The sequence below is a fragment of the Pseudoalteromonas sp. 120-MNA-CIBAN-0494 genome, assembly GCF_040308885.1.
Lineage (GTDB): Bacteria > Pseudomonadota > Gammaproteobacteria > Enterobacterales > Alteromonadaceae > Pseudoalteromonas > Pseudoalteromonas nigrifaciens.
On sequence record NZ_JBEOOE010000006.1, the window covers coordinates 119,731 to 140,105 of the forward strand.

Consider the following 20,375-nt stretch of genomic DNA (forward strand, 5'->3'; position numbering starts at 1 on the left):
CTTAGCATTGGAGTTTTAATATAATGGTTCAGGCGCTACACCTCACAAAAATTAAAAAAGGGTTAGCTAAGTACGCAGCACTTTTTCTAGCAGCAAGCATTTCGTTTTCTGTTGCTGCAGTTGAATACGCTGCTAACTTTAAAGGCACTGATATTAATGAGTTTATTAATATTGTTGGTAAAAATCTTAATAAAACAATAATTATTGACCCTAACGTACGTGGCAAAGTAAATGTGCGTAGTTATGAGTTAATGGGCGAAGCGCTTTATTATCAATTCTTTTTAAATGTATTAGAAGTTTATGGCTATTCAGCCATTGAAATGGACAATAATATAATAAAAATTGAAAAAAGCTCGGATGCTAAAAAATCAAACGTACCGCTAATTACAGATGGCAGTGAAGCCAGCGGCGATATGATGATTACCCGAGTTGTACGGGTTAAAAATGTAAGCGTGCAAGAGCTAGGTCCTTTGGTTCGTCAATTTAGCGACCAAAAAGATGGCGGCCATGTTGCTAACTTTAATGCCGCAAACGTAATGATGCTTACCGGGCATGCTGCATCGGTAAACCGCTTAGTTGAAATAATACGCTCGGTTGATCAAGCGGGCGATAAGCGTGTTGATATTGTAAAGCTTAAATTTGCTACCGCAGATGATGTGGTATCTGTAGTTGATAATATTTATAAAGACAGCGGAAAAGGCAGTATTCCAGAGTTTTTAATACCTAAAGTGGTTGCCGATGGCCGTACTAACAGCGTTATTGTTAGTGGCGAAGGCCAAGCACGCACCCGTGCTATTGAGCTTATTAAGCGCTTAGACGGTGAGCTTGAAAGCCAAGGGAACACTAAAGTATTTTATCTAAATTACGCAAAAGCAGAAGATTTAGTTAAAGTATTGCAAGGTGTTAGTAAGTCGCTAACAGATGACACTCAAGGCGGCAGCGCAACCAAAACACGTACTCGCAGTAACAACGAAACCAGCATAGAAGCCCACCCCGATTCAAACTCATTAATTATTACAGCACAACCCGATACCATGCGCTCGCTTGAGTCAGTTATTAAGCGTTTAGATATTCGCCGTGCGCAAGTATTGGTTGAAGCAATTATAATTGAGGTAATGGAAGGCGACGGTATTAACTTTGGTTTGCAGTGGATTTCTGAGCAAGGCGGTATGCTGCAGTTTAATAATGGCACAACTGTACCGGTTGGTGCGTTAGCTGTAGCGGCTGAGCAAGCACGCGATACTACCGTATCTAAAAATATAATTGGTACCGAAAGCGGCACAATTACTCAGGTTGATGAAACTACTAAGGGTGATTACGGCCCATTAGCATCATTACTCGGTGGCATTAACGGCTTAGCCATGGGGGTGATAAAAAATGATTGGGGCGCAATTGTTCAAGCCGTTTCGACCGATAGTAACTCAAACATTTTGGCGACCCCCTCTATTACTACTATGGATAATGAAGAAGCGTCTATTTTGGTCGGTCAAGAAGTGCCTATAATTACTGGCTCGCAAACCGGGAGTAATAACACCAACCCATTTCAAACAGTTGAACGCCAAGAAGTGGGTATAAAGCTTAAAGTAACCCCGCAAATTAACGACGGCTCTGCTGTGCAGTTAACCATTGAACAAGAAGTGTCGAGTGTAAGTGGTGCTACTGCTGTTGATATTTCAGTTAATAAGCGTTCAATTAAAACCACGGTAATGGCTGATGATGGCGGTATGGTGGTGCTTGGCGGCTTAATAGATGAAGACGTACAAGAGAGTGTATCTAAGGTGCCACTACTAGGCGACATTCCTATTTTAGGTCACTTATTTAAATCAACTAATACCACACGACGTAAGCGTAACCTGATTGTATTTATTCGCCCGACTATTATTCGCGACGGAATTAGCATGAATAAGTTGAGCTTTAATAAATATAACTTTATTCGTGGCGAGCAATTTAAGCAGCGCGAAGATGGTATAGAGTTAATGCCAAGAACCGACACGCCTATTTTACCCGAGTGGAATGATGAGCTAATACTGCCACCTACGTATGAAGAGCATTTACGCAAACAAAATGCACAAGAGCGTAAAGATGACTAAGGCGATTGCAGAGATAAATCAAGATGTGGTTCATCCTAATCCGCATCATCCGGACGAGCTATTAACCAGTGACGACTTAGTTGAGTTGCCCGCTAAACGTTTGCCTTTTTCATACGCACGGCGAGCCGGTGTACTGCTGAGTAAAAATAAAGAGCAGCGCATAGTGTATTACCGTGGCGAACTTGATATTGACGTACTGTTAGAAGTACGCCGTATTGCAGGGCATGGTTTTACGCTTGAGCAGCTTGCTGATGACAAGTTTGAGTTACTGCTAGAGGCTTCGTATCAGCGAGATAGTTCTGAAACGCAACAAATGATGGAAGACATTGGCAACGAAGTTGACTTGTTTTCATTAGTAGACGAATTGCCACAAACCGAAGATTTATTGGCAGGCGATGATGATGCGCCAATTATTAAACTTATAAATGCGATGCTCAGTGAGGCAATTAAAGAGGGGGCGTCTGATATTCATATTGAAACCTTTGAGCAAGAACTGGTTATTCGCTTTAGGGTTGATGGTGTATTAAAAGAGGTACTTAAACCTAATCGTAAATTAGCATCCTTGCTGGTATCGCGAATTAAGGTAATGGCTAAGCTCGATATTGCCGAAAAACGTATACCACAAGATGGCCGTATTAGTTTGCGTATTGCAGGGCGTGCAGTTGATGTACGGGTATCAACCATGCCATCGAGTTTTGGTGAGCGTGTTGTGCTGCGTTTACTGGATAAAAATAACGCGCACTTAAATCTTGAAGATTTAGGTATGACCGCACAAAACCGTGAATTGTTTGCAAATTTAATTAGTAAACCTCATGGCATTATTTTAGTAACCGGGCCTACAGGCTCTGGTAAAAGTACCACCTTGTACGCAGGTATGAGTCAAATAAACTCTCGCGATCGTAATATTTTAACGGTTGAAGACCCCATTGAATACGAAATACCGGGCATTGGCCAAACGCAAGTAAATACTAAAGTAGGTATGACCTTTGCGCGTGGCTTACGGGCTATTTTACGTCAAGATCCCGATGTAGTGATGGTAGGTGAAATACGTGACCTAGAAACCGCTCAAATAGGTGTGCAAGCATCATTAACCGGTCACTTGGTAATGTCTACGTTGCATACAAATACTGCTTCTGGCGCTATTACTCGTATGGAAGATATGGGAGTGGAGCCATTTTTACTTTCATCGTCGTTACTCGGTGTGTTATCGCAGCGACTAGTACGTACACTGTGTAAAAATTGTAAAAAAGAACATGTAGCCGATGAGCGCGAGTGCCAGTTATTAGGCGTACCGTTTGAAAGTAAACCAACTATACACCGTGCAGTAGGGTGTGAAGCATGTAACTTTAATGGTTATAAAGGCCGTACTGGTATTCATGAGTTATTAGTGGTGGACGAAACCATTCGTGAAATGATCCACAATGGTAAGGGCGAGCAAAGCGTTGAAAAATACATTCGCAAGCTCAGTCCAAGTATTCGTCAAGATGGCTGTAGCCGTGTACTTGCAGGTAAAACAACACTTGAAGAAGTATTGCGTGTTACCCGTGAGGAAGGCTAATAATGGCAGCGTTTGAATACCGTGCCTTAGATGGCCGAGGCAAAGAAAAAAAAGGCATTTTAGAAGCGGATACAGCAAAACAAATTCGCCAAATATTACGCGATCAAAAATTAACGCCGCTCGAAGTTGTACCCGCGGCGCAAAGTGATAAACAGGTTAAAGGCCAAAAAACGTCATTACTTGGCGGTTTGTTTAAACCTACTATATCAACCTCAGATTTGGCGCTTATAACTCGCCAGTTAGCAACACTCATTCAATCGGCTCTGCCAGTTGAGGGTGCGGTAATGGCTGTGGCTGAGCAATGTGAAAAACCACGTTTAAAACGCATGCTGATGTCGGTTCGCTCAAAAGTAGTGGAAGGGTATACCCTTGCCGACGGTATGAGTGAGTTTCCGCATGTGTTTGACGATTTATACCGCGCTATGGTTGCCGCAGGCGAAAAGTCAGGGCATTTAGACCAAGTACTAAACCGGCTTGCCGATTACACCGAACAGCGCCAATATATGCGCAGTCAAATAACGCAAGCTATGGTGTACCCCATTATTTTAGTGGTGTTTGCTATTGCAATTGTGTCGGTTTTATTAGGTACTGTAGTACCTAAAATACTTAAAACGTTTGAGAAAACCAAGCAAGTACTCCCTTGGACCACTGAGTGGGTAATGGCGGGAAGTCATTTTGTACAAAATTATTGGTTTATTAGTTTAATTGTAATAACGGCCCTAGCGATAGGGATTAAGCATGCTTTAAAACAGCCTAAAATTCGTTTTTGGTGGGATGATAAAATATTGCATATGCCCGGTATTGGTAAAGTAGCTAGAGGTATTAATACCGCTCGTTTTGCCCGAACTTTAAGTATTTTATCATCAAGCTCGGTACCGCTACTTGAAGGTATGCGTATTGCGGGTGGAGTGCTGATCAACGAAAAAATTAAAAAAGCTGTTGCCGATGCAGCCGATAGGGTAAGTGAAGGGGCAAGTTTAAGAGCGGCCTTACAGCAAACTAAATTGTTTCCGCCAATGATGCTACATATGATAGCCAGCGGTGAAAAATCTGGCGAGCTGGAGCAAATGTTAGAACGCGCAGCTAATAACCAAGATCGCGAATTTGAAAGTATGGTTAATGTATCGCTAAAACTATTAGAACCCGCAATGATCGCTTTAATGGCGGTTATTGTATTATTTATAGTAATGGCAATTTTACAGCCAATTATGGCAATGAATAAAGCTGTAGGGCTTTAACTTAAAAGTAAATTAATGGTTTAATAAACCATTGTTTAGTGTTTTTAGAATAATGAGGTAATTACGTGAATAAACAATCAGGTTTTTCTTTGCTAGAAGTGATGGTCGTACTGGTTATCATTGGCATGATCATGTCAATTGTGGCACCTAATATTATGGGTCAACAAGAAGAGGCCGCTATCGACAAAGCACACTTAGATATTCAGCAGCTTGAAGATGCAATGAGCCTTTACAAACTTAAAAATAAAAGCTACCCAAGTACCGAGCAAGGCCTAGAAGCATTGGTTAATAAAACCAGCATAGAGCCAATACCAAAACGTTTTCCAGATGGTGGCTTTATTAGTAAATTACCAGAGGATCCGTGGGGCAATACTTATCAGTTAATTAGCCCAGGAGAAATTGGTAAATTTGATATTTTTTCTTTAGGTCCAGATGGCCAAGCAGGCACCGATGACGACATTGGTAACTGGGATGAAGAAAAACAGTAATGGCCATCAATCGCGCAGTGTATTTATATACTAATATCCAGGGCTTACTATGCAAGTAAGCTCTGAGAGATTGCGTGCAAAAAGCCGCGGCTTTAGTTTAATCGAAATTTTAGTGGTATTAGTGATCATCGCTTTTGCCACAAAAATGGTGGTATATAGCTTAGAAGGCGGCGCTGAGGATGAGTTAGATACTCAAGCGCTTAGGCTGCATACCACCATTAATATGGCATCAGAATTTGCTATTTTAAACCAAGTTGAATTGGGTTTTCATATAGACAACAACGTATTTGAGTTTTTAGTTTTTGATGGTGAAAAGTGGGTAAGCTTTGTCAGAGAAGCATTATTTGAGCCGGTTGAATTTGATCCACGCTTTAAACTAGCGCTTAACCTAGACGACTTAGCTTGGGCGCAAGATAACTTACTCGAGCAAGCAAATTGGCGTGAGCTAATGAGCGGAGACGAAGACAGCTTATTGGAGCTTAAAAAGTTTAAAATTCCGCAAGTGCTAATACTATCTTCGGGAGAAGTAAGTGCATTTCAATTAACACTCGAATTAAAAGAGCAAAGCGAGCCGGTTTACTTTATTGAAGGCGAGTTTACTGCGCCAGTGAATTTACGCCGAGAGCCCGAATAATGCGCCAGTATAATAAAGGTTTTACTTTACTTGAAGTGCTAGTGGCATTGAGTATTTGTGCTATGGCAGGTATTGCAGCAATGCAAGCAACCAGTGAGCACATTCATCATCTATCTAGCATAGAAGAGCAAACTTACGCCTCATGGGTTGCCGAAAACATTATGGTAGAGCAGCGTACCAAAGGCGAACAATGGGAAGGGAAAGACGGCGTGCGCGGTAGTGAAGTTATGGCGGGTGTTGAATGGTTTTGGCGCCAAGATATAGGTAAAACCGCAGATAAAGACTTTGTAAAATTAACCATTAATATATTTAGTGATGAAAAATACGAACACTCAATATATGAGCTGGCAACTTATTTAAATAAAGGCAAAAAATAAGTGAAGCAACGCGGATTTACCTTACTTGAAGTGATGGTAGCCTTGGGGATTTTAGGCTTTGTTATTATGGCCACGCACCAAATACTAGATACCACTACCCGCGCCAAAGAGGCTTCGGATGATAAAATAGCCGAGCTAAATGGTTTGCAAACCACCTTTAGGTTAATGGATCAAGATTTTAGTCAAATGACCAAACGTGCTGTACGCAATGAAGCAGGCGATGTGCAAGAGCAGTATTTGCTAGCCGGACGCTATGTTTTAGATAGCCAATATGATGGCATTGGCTTTGTGCGCGACGGCTGGATAAATCCAATTAATTTATTACCACGCTCAGAATTACAAGCTGTGGGTTATCGCGTAATAAACGACAACTTGGAGCGAGTGTACCGGGTATATGTTGATCAGCTTGACAATATGGAGCCGCGTGTACAGGTTGTTTTAAAAAACATTGAAGAGCTAAAGTTTGAATTTTTAGACGATAAAAACGAATGGCAAGCTAAGTGGCAAATTAAAGCGCTCCCCAAAGCGGTCGCTGTTACGCTGCAACAAATAGAGGCAGAGCCAATTAGGCGAGTATTTTTAGTGCCAGGACAAGGTAAAGAAATTCTACCATCGAGCCCATCAACTGATGATGCACTGGCCGATGAAGGTAACCCGCAAGAAGGTGGGCAGTAATGGGGCTGCGTTCTTCTCGTGGAGCCGCACTTGTTATTGTGCTGTTTATTGTTGCATTAGCGGCCATTTTAGCCGTAGAAATGAGTGCTAACTTAATGGTGCAAGTGCAAAAAAGTACTAACTTACAGGGTCATCAACAAGCTAAGTGGTATGCCTATGGTGCAGAAGAGCTTGCCATAAAAGCGCTGATTAAAAGCAAAAGAGACGATCCTGACAAAACCACATTAGATCAAATATGGGCGCAGCAAGGCGATATACCTTACCCAGTTGATAACGGCACACTAAGCGGAAAAATAACGGATTTACAAGCATGTTTAAACTTAAATGCTATAGCCGTAGAACCAGATTTAAATAGTGCTAGCAAAACCAATCCAGCGCACAAGGCCTTGTTCGCATTACTTGAAAATATTGAAGATTTACCGGCACAAGAGTCAGAGGAAACCATGGCTGACAGTGTGTTTGATTGGCTAGACGAAAACAGCATTACATACCGTTCAGGAGCAGAAGAAGGGGAATACTTGTCGCGTCAATTTCCGTACATGACCGCCAATAGCTTATTTGCATCAACCTCAGAGCTGCGTTTGGTTAAAGGTTTTAACCCATTAGTAATGGAAAAAGTGCTGCCTTATGTTTGTGTAATACCTGGTAGCACTTTATTGTCTATTAATGTGAATACCTTAGCAGCAGAGCAAGCACTCATTTTAAGTACCCTTATAGATGAGCTAAGTGTATCGGGTGCTGAAGCTGTGATTGCTGCTCGCCCAGATGCAGGCTTTGAAAGTAAAGCTGCCTTTTTTGAACAAGTTCAGCAGCAAGGCGGGCAAAACGTCAAAACGGTAGAAAAATTGTTTAGTATTAATAGCGAATATTTTAAATTACAAACGCAGGCAAACTTTGTTGATCTGCGTTTTTCGATGACCACATTACTGCACGCCAAAGACGGCGACGTAACGATACTGGCGCGAAAATTTGGAGGCGTACAGTGACAGAAATACTGTTGATCCGCACGGGTCAAACCGAACAAGAGTTACTTAATTGGTTAATATACTCACCACAAGAACAACAAATAATAGCCAGTGGTGAGCTAGTTAATGCCAGTTATTTAAACGAACTGAGCGAAAAATCGCTAGGGCGCGAAGTCGTTGTATTATTGCCTTGTGACCAAGTGCAATTAAAAACGGTAATGCTACCGACTAAATGGAATCGTAAGTTAGAGCAAGCTTTGCCTTATATGCTCGAAGAAGATATAGCGTGCGATATAGATGAGCTATTTATTGCTGTAGGTGAGCCAGTGATGATTGGCGAGCAGCATGCTGTTCGTGTTGCTATGACCGACCGCGAATGGTTTGAGGCGTGGCTAGCGCTATTTGCAGAGCATAATTTATCGGTATATAAAATATTACCCGATGCTTTGTTATTACCCCCAGCAGATGAGGACACAGTAACGGCAATAGCACTTAATAATCAGTGGTTATTTAAACAAGGCCCATGGCGTATAAGTGCAGTAGAGACGAGCTGGTTAAATGGTTACTTAACAGCAATGGGTAATCCAGATGTAAAGCATTTTAGTCCGGCGACTCAGTTTCCTGAAACGGTAAACTTACAGGCTCAAACCAGTGATTACGACCTACCGCTGGCCTTATTTGCTAAGCAACTAGAGCATACTAAGTTTAATCTTCGCCAAGGTATGTATCAGCTTAAAAAGAAAAGCACCTTATGGTGGGGGTACTGGAAAAGTGCTGCCATTATTACCAGCGTTGCCTTAGTAGCGAGTATTACGATTAAAGCTATAGAGTTGCATCAGCTAAATACCCAGTTAGAACTTGCTAAAGCACAGGTAATTGAGCGCTACCAAAAGGCATTTCCGGGAACTAAGGTTCGCCCACACCTTATTAAAAACCAAATTAAAGGTGCACTGGCAAAAATACAAGATACCAGCGACGCTGGATTTTTAGAGTTAACCACAGAATTAGTGGGGGTGTTTTCGCAGGTAAGTAATTTTACCCCTGAAACACTGCGTTATGACAAAAAACGTAATGAATTACGTATGAGAGCACGCGCAAAAGACTTTCAAACCTTTGGTAAAGTTAAAGCCATACTTGAACAGCAAGGGTTAACGGTTGATCAAGGCTCGTTAAGTAACGATGGTGACTTTGTGGTTGGCGAAATTAAACTGCGAGGTGCAGTATGAAGCAGCAGTTAATTAAACATTGGCGCTCACTAAAAGAGCAAGAGCAGCAGTTAATAATCGTTGCGAGTGGTATTTTTATTGTGTTTATTTTAGTGATGGGCATTTTTAGACCCTTAAATAATGCAATAGCAAGTGCTGAGCAATCGCAATTAAAACAGCAAGAGCTACTAGTGTGGGTTGACGAAAGTATTGTAAAGCTCAAGGCCGCTGGTAATACACAAGTGGTTAATAGTCAAAACATTAGCCAAATAGTTAACGCCACCCGCGGACGCTATAAAATAAATATTAGTAAAATGCAGCCAAGTAATAACTCGCTACGTTTAACGCTCGACTCAGTAGAGTTTAATCAATTAATACTGTGGCTTGATGAACTGGTCAATCAACATGGTCTACGGGTCGAAAATTTAGATTTGAGCCGTGACGATGAGTCGGGCTATGTACGTGTTAGCCGTTTGCTATTAGAGAAGTAATGAATGAAAAAAATAATAACCTTATCCATTGTATTTTTACTTAGTTTTATTGTGTTTTGTATTATTAAGTTACCTGCAGCGGTGGCCATTGACCTAGCAAAACCTTATTTTCCTAAGCAACTTGAAGTAGGGCAAAGTGTTGGCACTATTTGGCAAGGGCAAATGATGCAAGTGCGCTACCAAGGTGAGCAATTAAATAATGTGCGTTGGGATGTTGCAGGGTGGGCATTATTTACCGGTAAGTTAAATGCCAATGTAAAATTTGGTGACCCACGTGAGCACAGTGATATATCGGGTTATGCAGATGTGAGCTTTGGTTTATTTAATAAGCAAGTGAAAGTAACCAATGGATTAGTGCGCTCAACAGTTGAAAGAGCGATGCAACGCATACAACTTCCGTTACCTGTAACCGCTAAAGGTCGTGTGATCTTGGAATTGGCAGAGTATACATCGGGCGCACCTTATTGTGAGTCACTGCAAGGCGAGATAGCGAGCCCTAATATTGACGTACAAGGTTTGAACGGTTGGTTTAATATAGGCCCGCTTGGTGGTAACCTAAGCTGTAAATCGGGCGACATAGCCATACTTATCGACCCAGATAACACCTTAGGGCTTGAAGCTGATGCAACCCTAAAAGCTAATTTTGACTTTAAAGTATCAGGCTATGTAAAGCCCGATGCCACGTTGCCAAAAGATGTACATGATGCGGTTAAGTTTTTAGGTCGTCCAGATAATCAAGGCCGTTACCCGCTCAACTTTTAATGTTTAATATAAAGAGTTTTAATGCAATTACCCCAATTTACTGAGCAGCACGCTAAGCAGCTCAGCACATTTTTAGACACCCAGTCTCAAGCGATGACGCTAACGCAAAGCCAAGGTTATTTATTTGGCGTAATTTGCTCTCCTGAGCCTCTAGACGTACATGAGTGGATGGCAGCAATTTTGCCTAATACAGCTAATAATGTAGATGAAGAAATGCTATTTTTATTTATGGCGTTATACCATCAAATTAGTGAGCAAGTATTTGAAGTAGGCTATAAATTACCAGCACAATATAATTACGAATTTTGCAGTAATTGGAGCGCAGGTTTTGTAACGGCAACAACGTCATATACTCAAAAGTTATTAAGTTCAACCGCGTTAGAGGCAGAATATAAACAAGCCCTCGAAAGTGCTCAAGCCACATTAAGCTTTTTTGCACTTGATGGGCAAACCATTAGCCAAATAGCGTTACAAAACAGTATTGATGAGCAGTTACTTTGCCAGCAGCAATATGAGCTAATGGGCGACTTTGCGCTAGGCTTTGCAGAGCTAGTGGAAATAGTCGCACTTAATAGTGGCTTGTATACAGATGAAGGATGGGAAGAGTAGTTTAGGCGCAGTAATGAGTTGAGCTTAAAATATAGCCGTGAAATAAATTTAAGCGCCTAGCTCTAATATAATATCAGTGCAGCCTTGCTTGCACTTAATCAGCCCTTTGCCCGGCTCGCTGGTGGCTAAGTCGAGTGTTAAAACCCCATTACATTGTTCGCACTTTAGCGTTTTACCTTGCGTGAGTTTTTTAAGCATATTACGTTGCTGGTGAAATGAGTCGCTGGCCTTTTTATTTAATCCAGAAAAGTCCATTATTTACCTCGCATGTGTTCTAGTGAGCCGGATACTATTTTACATACAGTGTTTAAGCGCTCATCATAAAAATATAGGTTTAAGTCGCGCTCACGGCAGTAGCGTAAGTGAAATAATCTTATTGAGTCATCGGTAGTAAATGTTTTTTCGGTGTACTCACGCTCAGATTCAGACAGTGTTAACTGCGCACTAATTTCGTTTTTAGCCATACTGGCAGTAGGGCTGCGATTCACTTTGCTCGCATCACTTAAAAAGTCAATACCATCGTTAAATAACCGCTCACGAGGTTCTTTCACCAAAGGGTGATCGACTGTGAAAAAGGCGAGGACTACTATTACCAAAATAATAAATTTTTTCATAGTTGGGTAAACTTTGATCCAAATAACATAAAATGATGCTGCAGTGTAATAAAATGCATTTGAAAAGCAAGTAACTAAAGTGAATAAATTATTAGCGATCTATGCCAGTAATTTTAGCCAATATTGTTATAATAGCTAACAGCAGTTAGATATTTCTGAAATATCTGAAAGTATTCAAGTCTTGTTATAAATATTATACGTAATAAGTACGTTATTACACTATAAGGTAAACCTTGAATATAGCTGAATTTTTATTTCCAAGCGGTGTTGAGGAACTTCGATGGACAAACAAATTAAAGTAAAAAATATACCAGTTGAAGTAAAGATTCAAAAGCCGGATCTTAGCGGGCAACAGGATCGGTTTAATCCACGTAATCGTATTTACGTGCGTGCTGTTAATGGCTTGCACCAACTTCTTAGGCAGCGAATTGGCTTTTTAGGTCTGTTGGCATTTATGCTGCTACCTTGGATAAATTTTAATGGTGAGCAAGCCGTTTTATTTGATTTAATAGGTCAAAAATACAACATTTTTGGTTTAACCCTGTGGCCGCAAGACTTTACCATACTCGCCTTTATTTTTATGTTGGCCGCGTTTGCTTTGTTTTTGGTCACTACATTTTATGGACGAGTGTGGTGTGGTTATACCTGCCCACAAACGGTGTGGACTTTTACCTTTATTTGGTTTGAAGAAAAGTTTGAAGGTACGGCAAACCAACGTAAAAAGCTCGACCAACGAGCAATGGACTTTGATAAGTTTTGGCGCAAAACCGCTAAGCACACCAGTTGGATTTTGTTTTCTTTATATACAGCAATTACATTTGTTGGTTACTTTACCCCTATTCGTGAGCTACTCCCTGACTTTGTTACCTTTAATGCCGGTAGCTATGCCTTAATGAGTATTATCTTTTTTGCTGCTTGTACATACGGTAATGCTGGGTGGATGCGCGAAATTATGTGTTTACATATTTGCCCATACTCACGTTTTCAGTCAGCCATGTTTGATAAAGATACCTATACAGTATCGTATGATGAAAAACGCGGTGAAAGCCGTGGCCCACGCTCGCGCAAAGTGGCACACCAAGATTTAGAAATAGGCGACTGTATTGACTGTAATTTATGCGTGCAAGTATGCCCAACCGGTATAGACATACGTAATGGCTTACAAGCAGAGTGTATTAACTGTGGCGCTTGTATTGATGCATGTGATGGGGTGATGGATAAAATGAATTATCCACGCGGACTTATTTCTTATACCACTGAGCGAAACTTAGAAACGCCAGAGAATAAAACCAACCCACTGCGGGCAAAAATTATTGGTTATATAGTGATCCTGGTTATTTTAACCAGTGCCTTGGTTGCCAATATTGCGCTGCGTAAAACGATGGAATTTGATATTATTCGCGATCGTAATCAGTTATATAGGGTTAATTTTGAAGGGTTGGTAGAAAACACCTACACCTTAAAAGTGATCAACAAAGCGCAGTATGAGCAAACCTTTACAATTAAAGTGCAAGGGCTCGATAACTTTAAGTACATAGGTAAACAAACGTTTAGGGTTAACGCAGGGCAATCGCACAATGTGCCTTTATCACTGGTTATGGATCCGTATGACTTAAAAGCGCCAATGACAGAATTTAACTTTGTGCTATCGCCGGTAGGCGAGCCCGACAATCAAATATCACAGTCGAGTAACTTTTTTAAAGCGCGGTAAAGTTTAACAAAAAGCGGGGTGTTCCCCGCTTTTATTTTATATAAGAAGTGTATGAGTAAATTTAGCTTTATTGATTTAACACCAGATCTAATTCTTGATGCCATAGAAAGTGTTGGTATTTATGTTGAGTCTGGTTTATTGGCATTAAATAGTTACGAAAATAGAGTGTATCAATTTGTAGCAGAAGGCGGAAAACGCTACGTTGTTAAGTTTTATCGTCCAGAGCGTTGGAGCGAGGAGCAAATACAAGAAGAGCATTACTTTGCCTTTGAGTTAGCAGAGGCCGAAGTACCGGTTGTTGCGCCAATGGAATATAACGGGCAAAGCTTATTTGAACACCAAGGCTATTTATTTACTTTATTTCCAAGTGTTGGCGGGCGTTTATTTGAAGTCGATAACTTAGATCAACTTGATGTACTAGGGCGCTTAATTGGCAGAATGCACCAAGTTGCTAAAACAAAACCATTTACACAAAGGCCCACCCTAACCTGCGAAGAGTACTTACATACAGCAAAAGTTCATCTGCAAAAAAGTAACTTAGTACCTATGGGATTAGAAACTGCTTTTTATACCATTTTAGATTTGGTTATTAAGCAGGCGCAAGCACAGTATACCAATGTAAAAACGATACGTTTGCATGGGGATTGCCATGCTGGCAATATATTATGGGCAGGCGATGCGTTAATGTTTGTTGATTTAGATGATAGTCGCCAGGGGCCACCCATTCAGGATCTATGGATGATGCTAAGTGGCGATCGACAAACGCAGCTGTTACAGTTAGATACCTTAGTAACCGCCTATGAAGAATTTTGTGATTTTGATCACTCACAGCTTAAGTTGATCGAACCACTTCGGGCTATGCGTATCATCCATTACATGGGGTGGGTTGCAAAACGATGGAGCGATCCGGCTTTTGTGCGGAACTTTTCATGGTTTGCCGATGACAAATACTGGGAGCAACAAATTTTAGCACTTAAAGAGCAGCTTGCCGCATTGCAAGAAGCACCGTTAAAATTATTGCCATAACATTTTATTCAAAAATATGTACAACGAGAGACTAATGCTTAAAAAATTAAAACTGAGCCTACTACTTCTTTGTCTACCTTTTGCAGCACTTGCAGCAAACTTTGAAGTAGGTAATCAATATACAGTTATCGATATCGAAAAAAGTACTACACCACAAGTTACCGAATACTTTTCGTTTTATTGCCCGCATTGTTTCAAGTTTGAACCGGTTGCACACGCAATTGAAGAAAACCTACCTACAGGTGCGGTGTTTATAAAAAATCACGTTAACTTTTTAGGCGGCGTATCACCACAAGCACAAAGTAACTTGAGCCTAGCTTATTTAGTTGCTAAAAAGCACGGACAAGTAGATACGATTACAGACAAGATTTTTAAAAGTATTCATGTTCAGCGCGCACCACTGACTGAAATTAAAGATCTAAAAAAATTATTAGATATAAATGGCATTAGTAGCGATACATTTGATCAAGATATTGCCAGTATGCCAATTATTGCAGCTGAACAAGCAATGCAAGATAAACAAAATAAATACTCAAAATTAGGTGCGTTAACAGGCGTTCCTACTTTTATTGTAAACGACAAATATAAAATCAATCTAAATACCATCAAGAGCCAAGAAGAGCTTGATGAGTTAGTTTCATTTTTACTCGCACTATAAAATATTGGAGCCATATAATAATGATAAAATTAGTTAAAGCAGGTTTGCTTGCTGTATTACTACCTTTTGCTGCAACAAGTTTTGCAGCAACCTTTGAGGAAGGTGTGCATTATGAGGTTGTGTCTGAGCGCGCAACTAAAAAACCAGAAGTGAAAGAGTTTTTCTCATTTTACTGTCCTGCATGTAATAACATGGAGCCACTGGTAGCCGAAATTAAACCAATGCTTGATAAAGGCGTAAAGTTTAAAAAGAGCCACGTTGATTTTGTTGGTGTACGCGATACCGAGCATCAACAAATGATTAGCCAAGCGTTAGCAACGGCTGAAGTGTTACCACAAAAAGATAAAATTATTGCGGCTATCTTTAGCCACATTCATACCAAGCGCGCAAATTTTAATGAGCTAGCCGACGTAAAAGATGTGTTTGTAGCCCAAGGCGTTGATGGCGATAAGTTCGATAAGTTATTTAAAAGCTTTTCGGTACGTACATTAAGCTCAAAAATGAAGCGCGACCAAGACTACTTTAAAGAGAAAGGTGCATTGCGTGGCGTGCCTACTTTTATCGTAAATGGTAAGTACAAACTACTTCTAGGCCGCGAATCGGGTATTAGCGAACCAGCAGATATCACTAAATTAATTAACTACTTGGCAAGCAAGTAAAGTTAATCCCATAAAAAAAGCTCCTAAGGAGCTTTTTTTATGGGTAATTTTTAGCTGGTAATTTTAAATATTCTTTTTTTGTAAAAATACACCCGACTCAATATGGTGCGTATAAGGGAATTGATCAAAAATCGCAAAGCGTTTAACTTCATGGGTGCGGGTTAAGTGATCAAGGTCGCGCTCTAGTGTCTCTGGGTTACACGAAATATAAATAATACTTTCGTAATTTGCTACTAAGTCACACGTTAGAGTATCCATACCGGCACGTGGCGGATCAACTAAAATGGTTTGACAATTGTAGCTGTTTAAATCTATACCTTCTAAGCGAGAAAAACTACGCTCGCCATTCATGGCTTGAGTAAACTCTTCGCTCGACATGCGAATAATATCTAAATTGGCAACTTTGTTTTGCGCTATATTGTACTGCGCTGAGTGTACCGACGACTTTGATATTTCGGTTGCCAGCACTTTATTAAACGAACCCGCTAACGCGATAGAAAAGTTACCGTTGCCACAATAAAGTTCAAGTAAATCATTTTTAAGTGGCTTACATAAGTCTTGCGCCCACTCTAGCATTTTAATATTTACTTTGGCATTTGGCTGGGTAAAGCTGTTTTCTACCTGCTGATATATTAGTTCTTGGCCATTCACGTTTAAGCGTTCGGTAACGTAGTCATCACCAAGCATTTCTTTTTGTTTGCGGGCACGGCCAATAAAGTCAATTTTATACTTATTGCTTAACTTTTCTTTAAGCGCGTTAATTTCACTCAGCCAATGCTCATCAAGTGGCTTGTGATATAACAGACTCACTAAAATCTCACCGCTTAGCGTAGATAAGTAATCAATCTGAAATAGTTTACGACGCAAAATTTCACACGACTTTAAATTATCAATCATTACTTGCATCACTTCACCTACCAAAGGAGCGGCAGGGTCAAAGCTATCAACGCGAATTTTGTCTTTAGTTTGTTGATCAAACATTATATGAAACAGATCGTCACCATCGTGCCATACTCTAAACTCAGCGCGTTGGCGGTAGTTAATCGGCTCTGAGCTAAATACCTCAAGTTTATCCACACCAAAACGTTGAAATTGGGCAGCAATACGCTGTTCTTTTTCGCTTAACTGCGCATCGTACTGTGTGGTGTCTATTTTAATAACTGCCATTAACGCTATAACCTTATCTTTGAGAGCTGTTTATCGGCGCTATTGTAGGGAGCGAGATGTATTTGTCTAGTTTTGATGAAATATATATTGGTTTTTTTTTGAGCATCTAGCTACAGAAATAACTTACAGTGCCGATAAGTAAGGCAAGCATAGATAGGAGTCGGATCATGAAAATCGGTAACTTTGGCTTTGTTCCAAACCACAATATTAATAAATACGGTAATAAAGGGGCTTTACAGCAACCTACAATACAGTCGCCTCAAGATAACTATCAGCAGCGCGGTAAAGAACTTGCTGCCAAAGTGCTCGGTGACAAAATGGCTCAAGCTCTTGGCTTACCGATAAGCGAGCCGAAAAAAGATAAACCGCTTTTTGATTTTGATGAAATCGTTAAAAACGTTTTAGACTTCGTTACCAGTGCAGTACGTAAAGCAAAAGCCAATGGTGCCGACGATGAAAAACTCAAAGGTATGTTAGGTGATGCTCGAAAAGGTGTGCAAATAGGGATTGATGACGCGGTTGATGAATTAAAAGGCAATGGCGTGTTTAACGACGATATCGCACAGGGTATTAATAAATCTAAAGAAGGCATATTTAATGGCCTGGACAAATTTGAAGACGATTTATTTAATCCTAAACCCGCCAGTGTCTCTGTTAGCCAAGCTAAGTATGCAAGTTTAAGTAACAAAGCAGAATATAAATTTACTACCGCCGAAGGAGACGAAGTGAGTATTAGTTTTGCTGATGCTTATGAGTCACAATCAGCCAGTCGTTATCAGCAAAATGGGAATAGTGAATCTTTTGTAAGTGAGTCGTCGCAGTCTCGTGAGTTGTCATTTTCTATGTCGGTTAATGGCGATTTAAATGAGAATGAACAAAAGGCGATTAATGAGCTAATGGCTGACTTACAAAGTGTAAGTAGCACCTTTTTCAGTGGTGACTTAGATAAAGCATTTGAAGAGGCGCAAGCACTAAGCTTAGGCAACGAACAGCTGGTGGCTTTTTCAATGGATTTACGACAAACCAAAACAGTCGCTACAGTTAAAGGTTACGAAGAGTACAAGCCAGTTCCTGAAAAAGCAGTAGCTGATAAATTAGCGCCGTTTAACGACGACTTAAAAGCTGTGTTTAATAAAGCCACAGAGCTGGGCATACAAAACCAGTTATCGGGTATTGTGCAGTGGTTAAATCAAGATCAAGCAGAAATAGATAAATTGGTAGATTACACCAAAGCTATGTTCGAAAACCTTAATCAATTAAATGCAGCAACGGACGAGCTAGCCAATCAACAATAGTTGTACTACTAAACTACTTTCTTTTATAAAAATCACATGGCAAACTGCCGTTCTTAACTTAGAGTAAGGACAGTAGTTTGTCAGCGCACATAATGGTTTTTGATTCAGGTATTGGTGGTACTACGGTACTTGAACATATTCAGCAAAGTATTCCAGATGCGCAATACAGCTATTTTATGGATAATGCGCTATTGCCATACGGCGCTCAGTCACAGCAAACGATTATTAACCGCTTATGCGCACTCATTCACTTTATTAACCAGCAAGCGCTTAATGTAGATTTAATTGTTATTGCATGTAACACCGCCTCTACTTCTGCGCTTGGGGCAGTGCGCCAAATTACTACTATTCCTATAGTGGGGGTGGTACCGGCGATAAAACCTGCTGCGCAACTTACACAATCTAAACATATCGGCCTACTGGCAACTCCAGCAACTATATCAAGTCCCTATACGCGCACACTCATACAAGAACATACCAACAATATAGCAGTTAGCTTATATAGTAGCGTTGAACTAGTTACTTTAGCCGAGCGTCTGTTTTTCGAACAAAGTTTAGATACAACTAAACTGCACCAAGAACTCGATCGTTTAAACATAGATCAGTCTATAGATGTATTAGTATTAGGCTGTACGCATTTTCCTATTTTGGCAGAGCCGATTAGTCAGTACTTTAATAGGAAAGTGCAGCTACTTGATTCAGGTGCAGCGATTGCTAAGCGAGTTCATTACTTAATTAGCCAGCTTAATTTAACGAATAACAATATTGCAGATACAAAAAAGCCGCTGCAATATTATGCAACGGCTAGTGTGAGTAGTAAGTTAGCTGTAAAGCTAGTTACACTGATTGATCCGGCTCAGAACGAAGAGCGTTAGAATCATCTTCTTGTTTTTGTTTTGCTTCACGTACCTTTAAGGTACGTTGTTGGAACTCGCTATCGTTTAACTGCGCTATTGCATTGTCGGCATCAGCTTGCGCCATTTCAACAAAACCAAAGCCACGACGCTTACCTGTATTTTTGTCCTTTAATAAGCGAACGTTGAACACTTTGCCTTGCTCTTCAAATAAAGCACGTACCACACCTTCGTTTGCACGATAAGGAAGGTTACCAACATAAAGCGTTTTGGTTTTTACTTCGGCTTCTACTACACCGTCAGACGACATCGCAGCAATAACAATACCACCAATGAGCAAACCAACAGCAAATAGTAGTGCAGGGTCTAACTCTAGGCTTTCAAGTGCGAACTTAACTATAACAAAACCAACAACAGCAAGAATAACTGAGAGGATAAAAGATTTTTGATCGGGTAATTTCATTTTGATCTACCAATAAACAGGAAATAAACATTAATTTAACATTGTGAACTTGCTATCTTAACGCCTTAATTCAACATAGCAATAAAATTTATAGTAAATAATATAAAACAGGGTGAAAAAGCATCGTTTTATACATGTTTTTATCATGTTTCACTTGCTATCGATTACATTTTGTTCGAACAGTAAAAAGATCTAAAAAAAGGCTTGATCTGTTTTCGGATCTCCCTATAATGCGACCCCACTGAGAAGGGAAACGCCGAAGCATAGCAAGGCAGCAACTACTTAGAGAGTTAAATAAAACTTCGGTTTTAAATCTTCCAAAAAGAAAGTTTAAAACAAAGTGTTGACTCGAAAAATAAAGGATGTATTATACGCATCCCTTGAGACGCTAAAGCGACTCAAAACGTTCTTTAACAATATAAAGCAATCATCTGTGTGGGCACTCGTACAGATTGAGTTCTAACAGCCAAGCTTAGTTCGCTAAGTAAGGCAAACAAATTAGAGTCTCAATTGAAACTGAGTGACCATATGTTATTAAAAGATTCAGCCTTGAGCTGTTTTGATTTTACTTTTTTTAAAAGTAAAAATAATAACGCACAGTCAATTCGTTTTTGGCAACAAAAACAAAAAATTCAGAATTCATTGAGCTGTCGAAAGACATAAAACTTTTTAATTGAAGAGTTTGATCATGGCTCAGATTGAACGCTGGCGGCAGGCCTAACACATGCAAGTCGAGCGGTAACAGAAAGTAGCTTGCTACTTTGCTGACGAGCGGCGGACGGGTGAGTAATGCTTGGGAACATGCCTTGAGGTGGGGGACAACAGTTGGAAACGAC

General features: G+C 40.3%; 22 protein-coding genes and 1 rRNA gene. 19 read left to right on the forward strand and 4 right to left on the reverse strand.

Annotation, left to right across the window (positions count from 1 at the left end):
* The first annotated feature begins 23 nt into the window (after positions 1-23).
* The 12 genes from gspD (at position 24) to AAEY55_RS06670 (ending at position 11,092) form a co-directional block, all read left to right on the forward strand.
* The gene (gene gspD, locus AAEY55_RS06615) at positions 24-2,090 is read left to right on the forward strand and encodes a type II secretion system secretin GspD (RefSeq protein WP_350550573.1); all 2,067 of its coding nucleotides are present in this window, start codon (positions 24-26) and stop codon (positions 2,088-2,090) included.
* Positions 2,083-3,648, forward strand: a complete 1,566-nt coding sequence (gspE, locus tag AAEY55_RS06620) for a type II secretion system ATPase GspE (RefSeq protein WP_350550576.1) — start codon at positions 2,083-2,085, stop codon at positions 3,646-3,648. Before gspD ends, gspE begins: the two co-directional genes overlap by 8 nt.
* Positions 3,649-3,650: 2 nt before the next feature.
* The gene (gene gspF, locus AAEY55_RS06625; RefSeq protein ID WP_011326951.1) at positions 3,651-4,886 is read left to right on the forward strand and encodes a type II secretion system inner membrane protein GspF; all 1,236 of its coding nucleotides are present in this window, start codon (positions 3,651-3,653) and stop codon (positions 4,884-4,886) included.
* 65 nt (positions 4,887-4,951) lie between these two features.
* The gene (gene gspG, locus AAEY55_RS06630) at positions 4,952-5,374 is read left to right on the forward strand and encodes a type II secretion system major pseudopilin GspG (protein WP_041454317.1); all 423 of its coding nucleotides are present in this window, start codon (positions 4,952-4,954) and stop codon (positions 5,372-5,374) included.
* A 49-nt stretch (positions 5,375-5,423) separates the two neighbouring features.
* On the forward strand, positions 5,424-6,008 hold the full coding sequence (gspH, locus tag AAEY55_RS06635; protein ID WP_011326953.1) for a type II secretion system minor pseudopilin GspH: 585 nt from the start codon (positions 5,424-5,426) through the stop codon (positions 6,006-6,008).
* Positions 6,008-6,385, forward strand: a complete 378-nt coding sequence (gene gspI, locus AAEY55_RS06640; RefSeq protein WP_086996694.1) for a type II secretion system minor pseudopilin GspI — start codon at positions 6,008-6,010, stop codon at positions 6,383-6,385. The genes gspH and gspI overlap by 1 nt, the downstream gene beginning before the upstream one ends.
* Complete coding sequence (gspJ, locus tag AAEY55_RS06645) at positions 6,386-7,060, forward strand: type II secretion system minor pseudopilin GspJ (protein WP_011326955.1); 675 nt, start codon at positions 6,386-6,388, stop codon at positions 7,058-7,060.
* A complete protein-coding gene (gene gspK / locus AAEY55_RS06650) occupies positions 7,060-8,046 on the forward strand; it encodes a type II secretion system minor pseudopilin GspK (RefSeq protein ID WP_192532387.1) in 987 nt (328 codons plus the stop codon). Before gspJ ends, gspK begins: the two co-directional genes overlap by 1 nt.
* Positions 8,043-9,251: a type II secretion system protein GspL gene (gene gspL, locus AAEY55_RS06655; protein ID WP_011326957.1), complete on the forward strand. Its 1,209-nt coding sequence runs from the start codon at positions 8,043-8,045 to the stop codon at positions 9,249-9,251. The genes gspK and gspL overlap by 4 nt, the downstream gene beginning before the upstream one ends.
* Entirely contained in the window at positions 9,248-9,721 is a 474-nt protein-coding gene (locus AAEY55_RS06660; RefSeq protein ID WP_350550581.1) for a type II secretion system protein M, read from the forward strand. The genes gspL and AAEY55_RS06660 overlap by 4 nt, the downstream gene beginning before the upstream one ends.
* A 3-nt stretch (positions 9,722-9,724) precedes the next feature.
* The gene (locus AAEY55_RS06665; protein WP_350550583.1) at positions 9,725-10,483 is read left to right on the forward strand and encodes a type II secretion system protein N; all 759 of its coding nucleotides are present in this window, start codon (positions 9,725-9,727) and stop codon (positions 10,481-10,483) included.
* Between the two features lie 21 nt (positions 10,484-10,504).
* Complete coding sequence (locus AAEY55_RS06670) at positions 10,505-11,092, forward strand: UPF0149 family protein (RefSeq protein WP_011326960.1); 588 nt, start codon at positions 10,505-10,507, stop codon at positions 11,090-11,092.
* 48 nt (positions 11,093-11,140) lie between these two features.
* Here the strand turns inward: AAEY55_RS06670 and AAEY55_RS06675 are convergent, their stop codons facing one another.
* Together AAEY55_RS06675 and AAEY55_RS06680 are read right to left on the reverse strand one after the other, a co-directional pair.
* Positions 11,141-11,347: a hypothetical protein gene (locus AAEY55_RS06675; protein WP_089367614.1), complete on the reverse strand. Its 207-nt coding sequence runs from the start codon at positions 11,345-11,347 to the stop codon at positions 11,141-11,143.
* Positions 11,347-11,706, reverse strand: a complete 360-nt coding sequence (locus tag AAEY55_RS06680; RefSeq protein ID WP_089367615.1) for a hypothetical protein — start codon at positions 11,704-11,706, stop codon at positions 11,347-11,349. The genes AAEY55_RS06675 and AAEY55_RS06680 overlap by 1 nt, the downstream gene beginning before the upstream one ends.
* A 280-nt stretch (positions 11,707-11,986) precedes the next feature.
* On the opposite strand from AAEY55_RS06680, the gene ccoG reads away from it, so the two are divergent.
* The 4 genes from ccoG to AAEY55_RS06700 are packed head-to-tail and all read left to right on the forward strand — an operon-like array spanning position 11,987 to position 15,760.
* Entirely contained in the window at positions 11,987-13,417 is a 1,431-nt protein-coding gene (gene ccoG, locus AAEY55_RS06685; protein ID WP_350550587.1) for a cytochrome c oxidase accessory protein CcoG, read from the forward strand.
* Positions 13,418-13,468: 51 nt separating this feature from the next.
* Positions 13,469-14,443 (forward strand): serine/threonine protein kinase, encoded by a 975-nt coding sequence (locus AAEY55_RS06690; protein WP_350550590.1) that lies wholly within the window; start codon positions 13,469-13,471, stop codon positions 14,441-14,443.
* A gap of 34 nt (positions 14,444-14,477) precedes the next feature.
* The gene (locus tag AAEY55_RS06695; protein WP_350550593.1) at positions 14,478-15,101 is read left to right on the forward strand and encodes a thiol:disulfide interchange protein DsbA/DsbL; all 624 of its coding nucleotides are present in this window, start codon (positions 14,478-14,480) and stop codon (positions 15,099-15,101) included.
* 20 nt (positions 15,102-15,121) lie between these two features.
* Entirely contained in the window at positions 15,122-15,760 is a 639-nt protein-coding gene (locus AAEY55_RS06700; protein ID WP_011326966.1) for a thiol:disulfide interchange protein DsbA/DsbL, read from the forward strand.
* A 63-nt stretch (positions 15,761-15,823) separates the two neighbouring features.
* Here AAEY55_RS06700 and trmA read toward each other — a convergent pair whose 3' ends face one another.
* Positions 15,824-16,927: a tRNA (uridine(54)-C5)-methyltransferase TrmA gene (trmA, locus tag AAEY55_RS06705; RefSeq protein WP_089367619.1), complete on the reverse strand. Its 1,104-nt coding sequence runs from the start codon at positions 16,925-16,927 to the stop codon at positions 15,824-15,826.
* A 167-nt stretch (positions 16,928-17,094) separates the two neighbouring features.
* Here trmA and AAEY55_RS06710 point away from each other — a divergent pair, with 167 nt between their 5' ends.
* On the forward strand, positions 17,095-18,222 hold the full coding sequence (locus tag AAEY55_RS06710) for a DUF5610 domain-containing protein (RefSeq protein ID WP_350550596.1): 1,128 nt from the start codon (positions 17,095-17,097) through the stop codon (positions 18,220-18,222).
* A 77-nt stretch (positions 18,223-18,299) separates the two neighbouring features.
* Positions 18,300-19,097 carry a glutamate racemase gene (gene murI / locus AAEY55_RS06715; protein ID WP_011326969.1) on the forward strand — a complete coding sequence of 266 codons (798 nt, stop codon included), beginning with the start codon at positions 18,300-18,302 and terminating at the stop codon, positions 19,095-19,097.
* On the opposite strand, the gene AAEY55_RS06720 is transcribed toward murI, so the two are convergent.
* Positions 19,060-19,539, reverse strand: a complete 480-nt coding sequence (locus AAEY55_RS06720) for an RNA-binding protein (RefSeq protein WP_011326970.1) — start codon at positions 19,537-19,539, stop codon at positions 19,060-19,062. The two genes, murI and AAEY55_RS06720, sit on opposite strands and share 38 nt — an antisense overlap.
* Positions 19,540-20,209: 670 nt before the next feature.
* Here AAEY55_RS06720 and AAEY55_RS06725 point away from each other — a divergent pair.
* A 16S ribosomal RNA gene (locus tag AAEY55_RS06725) occupies positions 20,210-20,375 on the forward strand; the annotation flags it as partial.

Bases quoted from the DNA above. Each gene is read 5' to 3' on its own strand.
- gspI (WP_086996694.1), top strand. From the start codon at position 6,008: ATGCGCCAGTATAATAAAGGTTTTACTTTACTTGAAGTGCTAGTGGCA.
- AAEY55_RS06665 (WP_350550583.1), top strand. From the start codon at position 9,725: ATGAAAAAAATAATAACCTTATCCATTGTATTTTTACTTAGTTTTATT.
- gspH (WP_011326953.1), top strand. From the start codon at position 5,424: ATGCAAGTAAGCTCTGAGAGATTGCGTGCAAAAAGCCGCGGCTTTAGT.
- AAEY55_RS06670 (WP_011326960.1), top strand. From the start codon at position 10,505: ATGCAATTACCCCAATTTACTGAGCAGCACGCTAAGCAGCTCAGCACA.
- gspF (WP_011326951.1), top strand. From the start codon at position 3,651: ATGGCAGCGTTTGAATACCGTGCCTTAGATGGCCGAGGCAAAGAAAAA.
- trmA (WP_089367619.1), bottom strand. From the start codon at position 16,927: ATGGCAGTTATTAAAATAGACACCACACAGTACGATGCGCAGTTAAGC.
- AAEY55_RS06710 (WP_350550596.1), top strand. From the start codon at position 17,095: ATGAAAATCGGTAACTTTGGCTTTGTTCCAAACCACAATATTAATAAA.
- AAEY55_RS06675 (WP_089367614.1), bottom strand. From the start codon at position 11,347: ATGGACTTTTCTGGATTAAATAAAAAGGCCAGCGACTCATTTCACCAG.
- AAEY55_RS06700 (WP_011326966.1), top strand. From the start codon at position 15,122: ATGATAAAATTAGTTAAAGCAGGTTTGCTTGCTGTATTACTACCTTTT.
- ccoG (WP_350550587.1), top strand. From the start codon at position 11,987: ATGGACAAACAAATTAAAGTAAAAAATATACCAGTTGAAGTAAAGATT.
- AAEY55_RS06695 (WP_350550593.1), top strand. From the start codon at position 14,478: ATGCTTAAAAAATTAAAACTGAGCCTACTACTTCTTTGTCTACCTTTT.
- AAEY55_RS06720 (WP_011326970.1), bottom strand. From the start codon at position 19,539: ATGAAATTACCCGATCAAAAATCTTTTATCCTCTCAGTTATTCTTGCT.
- AAEY55_RS06680 (WP_089367615.1), bottom strand. From the start codon at position 11,706: ATGAAAAAATTTATTATTTTGGTAATAGTAGTCCTCGCCTTTTTCACA.
- gspE (WP_350550576.1), top strand. From the start codon at position 2,083: ATGACTAAGGCGATTGCAGAGATAAATCAAGATGTGGTTCATCCTAAT.
- gspK (WP_192532387.1), top strand. From the start codon at position 7,060: ATGGGGCTGCGTTCTTCTCGTGGAGCCGCACTTGTTATTGTGCTGTTT.
- gspD (WP_350550573.1), top strand. From the start codon at position 24: ATGGTTCAGGCGCTACACCTCACAAAAATTAAAAAAGGGTTAGCTAAG.
- AAEY55_RS06690 (WP_350550590.1), top strand. From the start codon at position 13,469: ATGAGTAAATTTAGCTTTATTGATTTAACACCAGATCTAATTCTTGAT.
- AAEY55_RS06660 (WP_350550581.1), top strand. From the start codon at position 9,248: ATGAAGCAGCAGTTAATTAAACATTGGCGCTCACTAAAAGAGCAAGAG.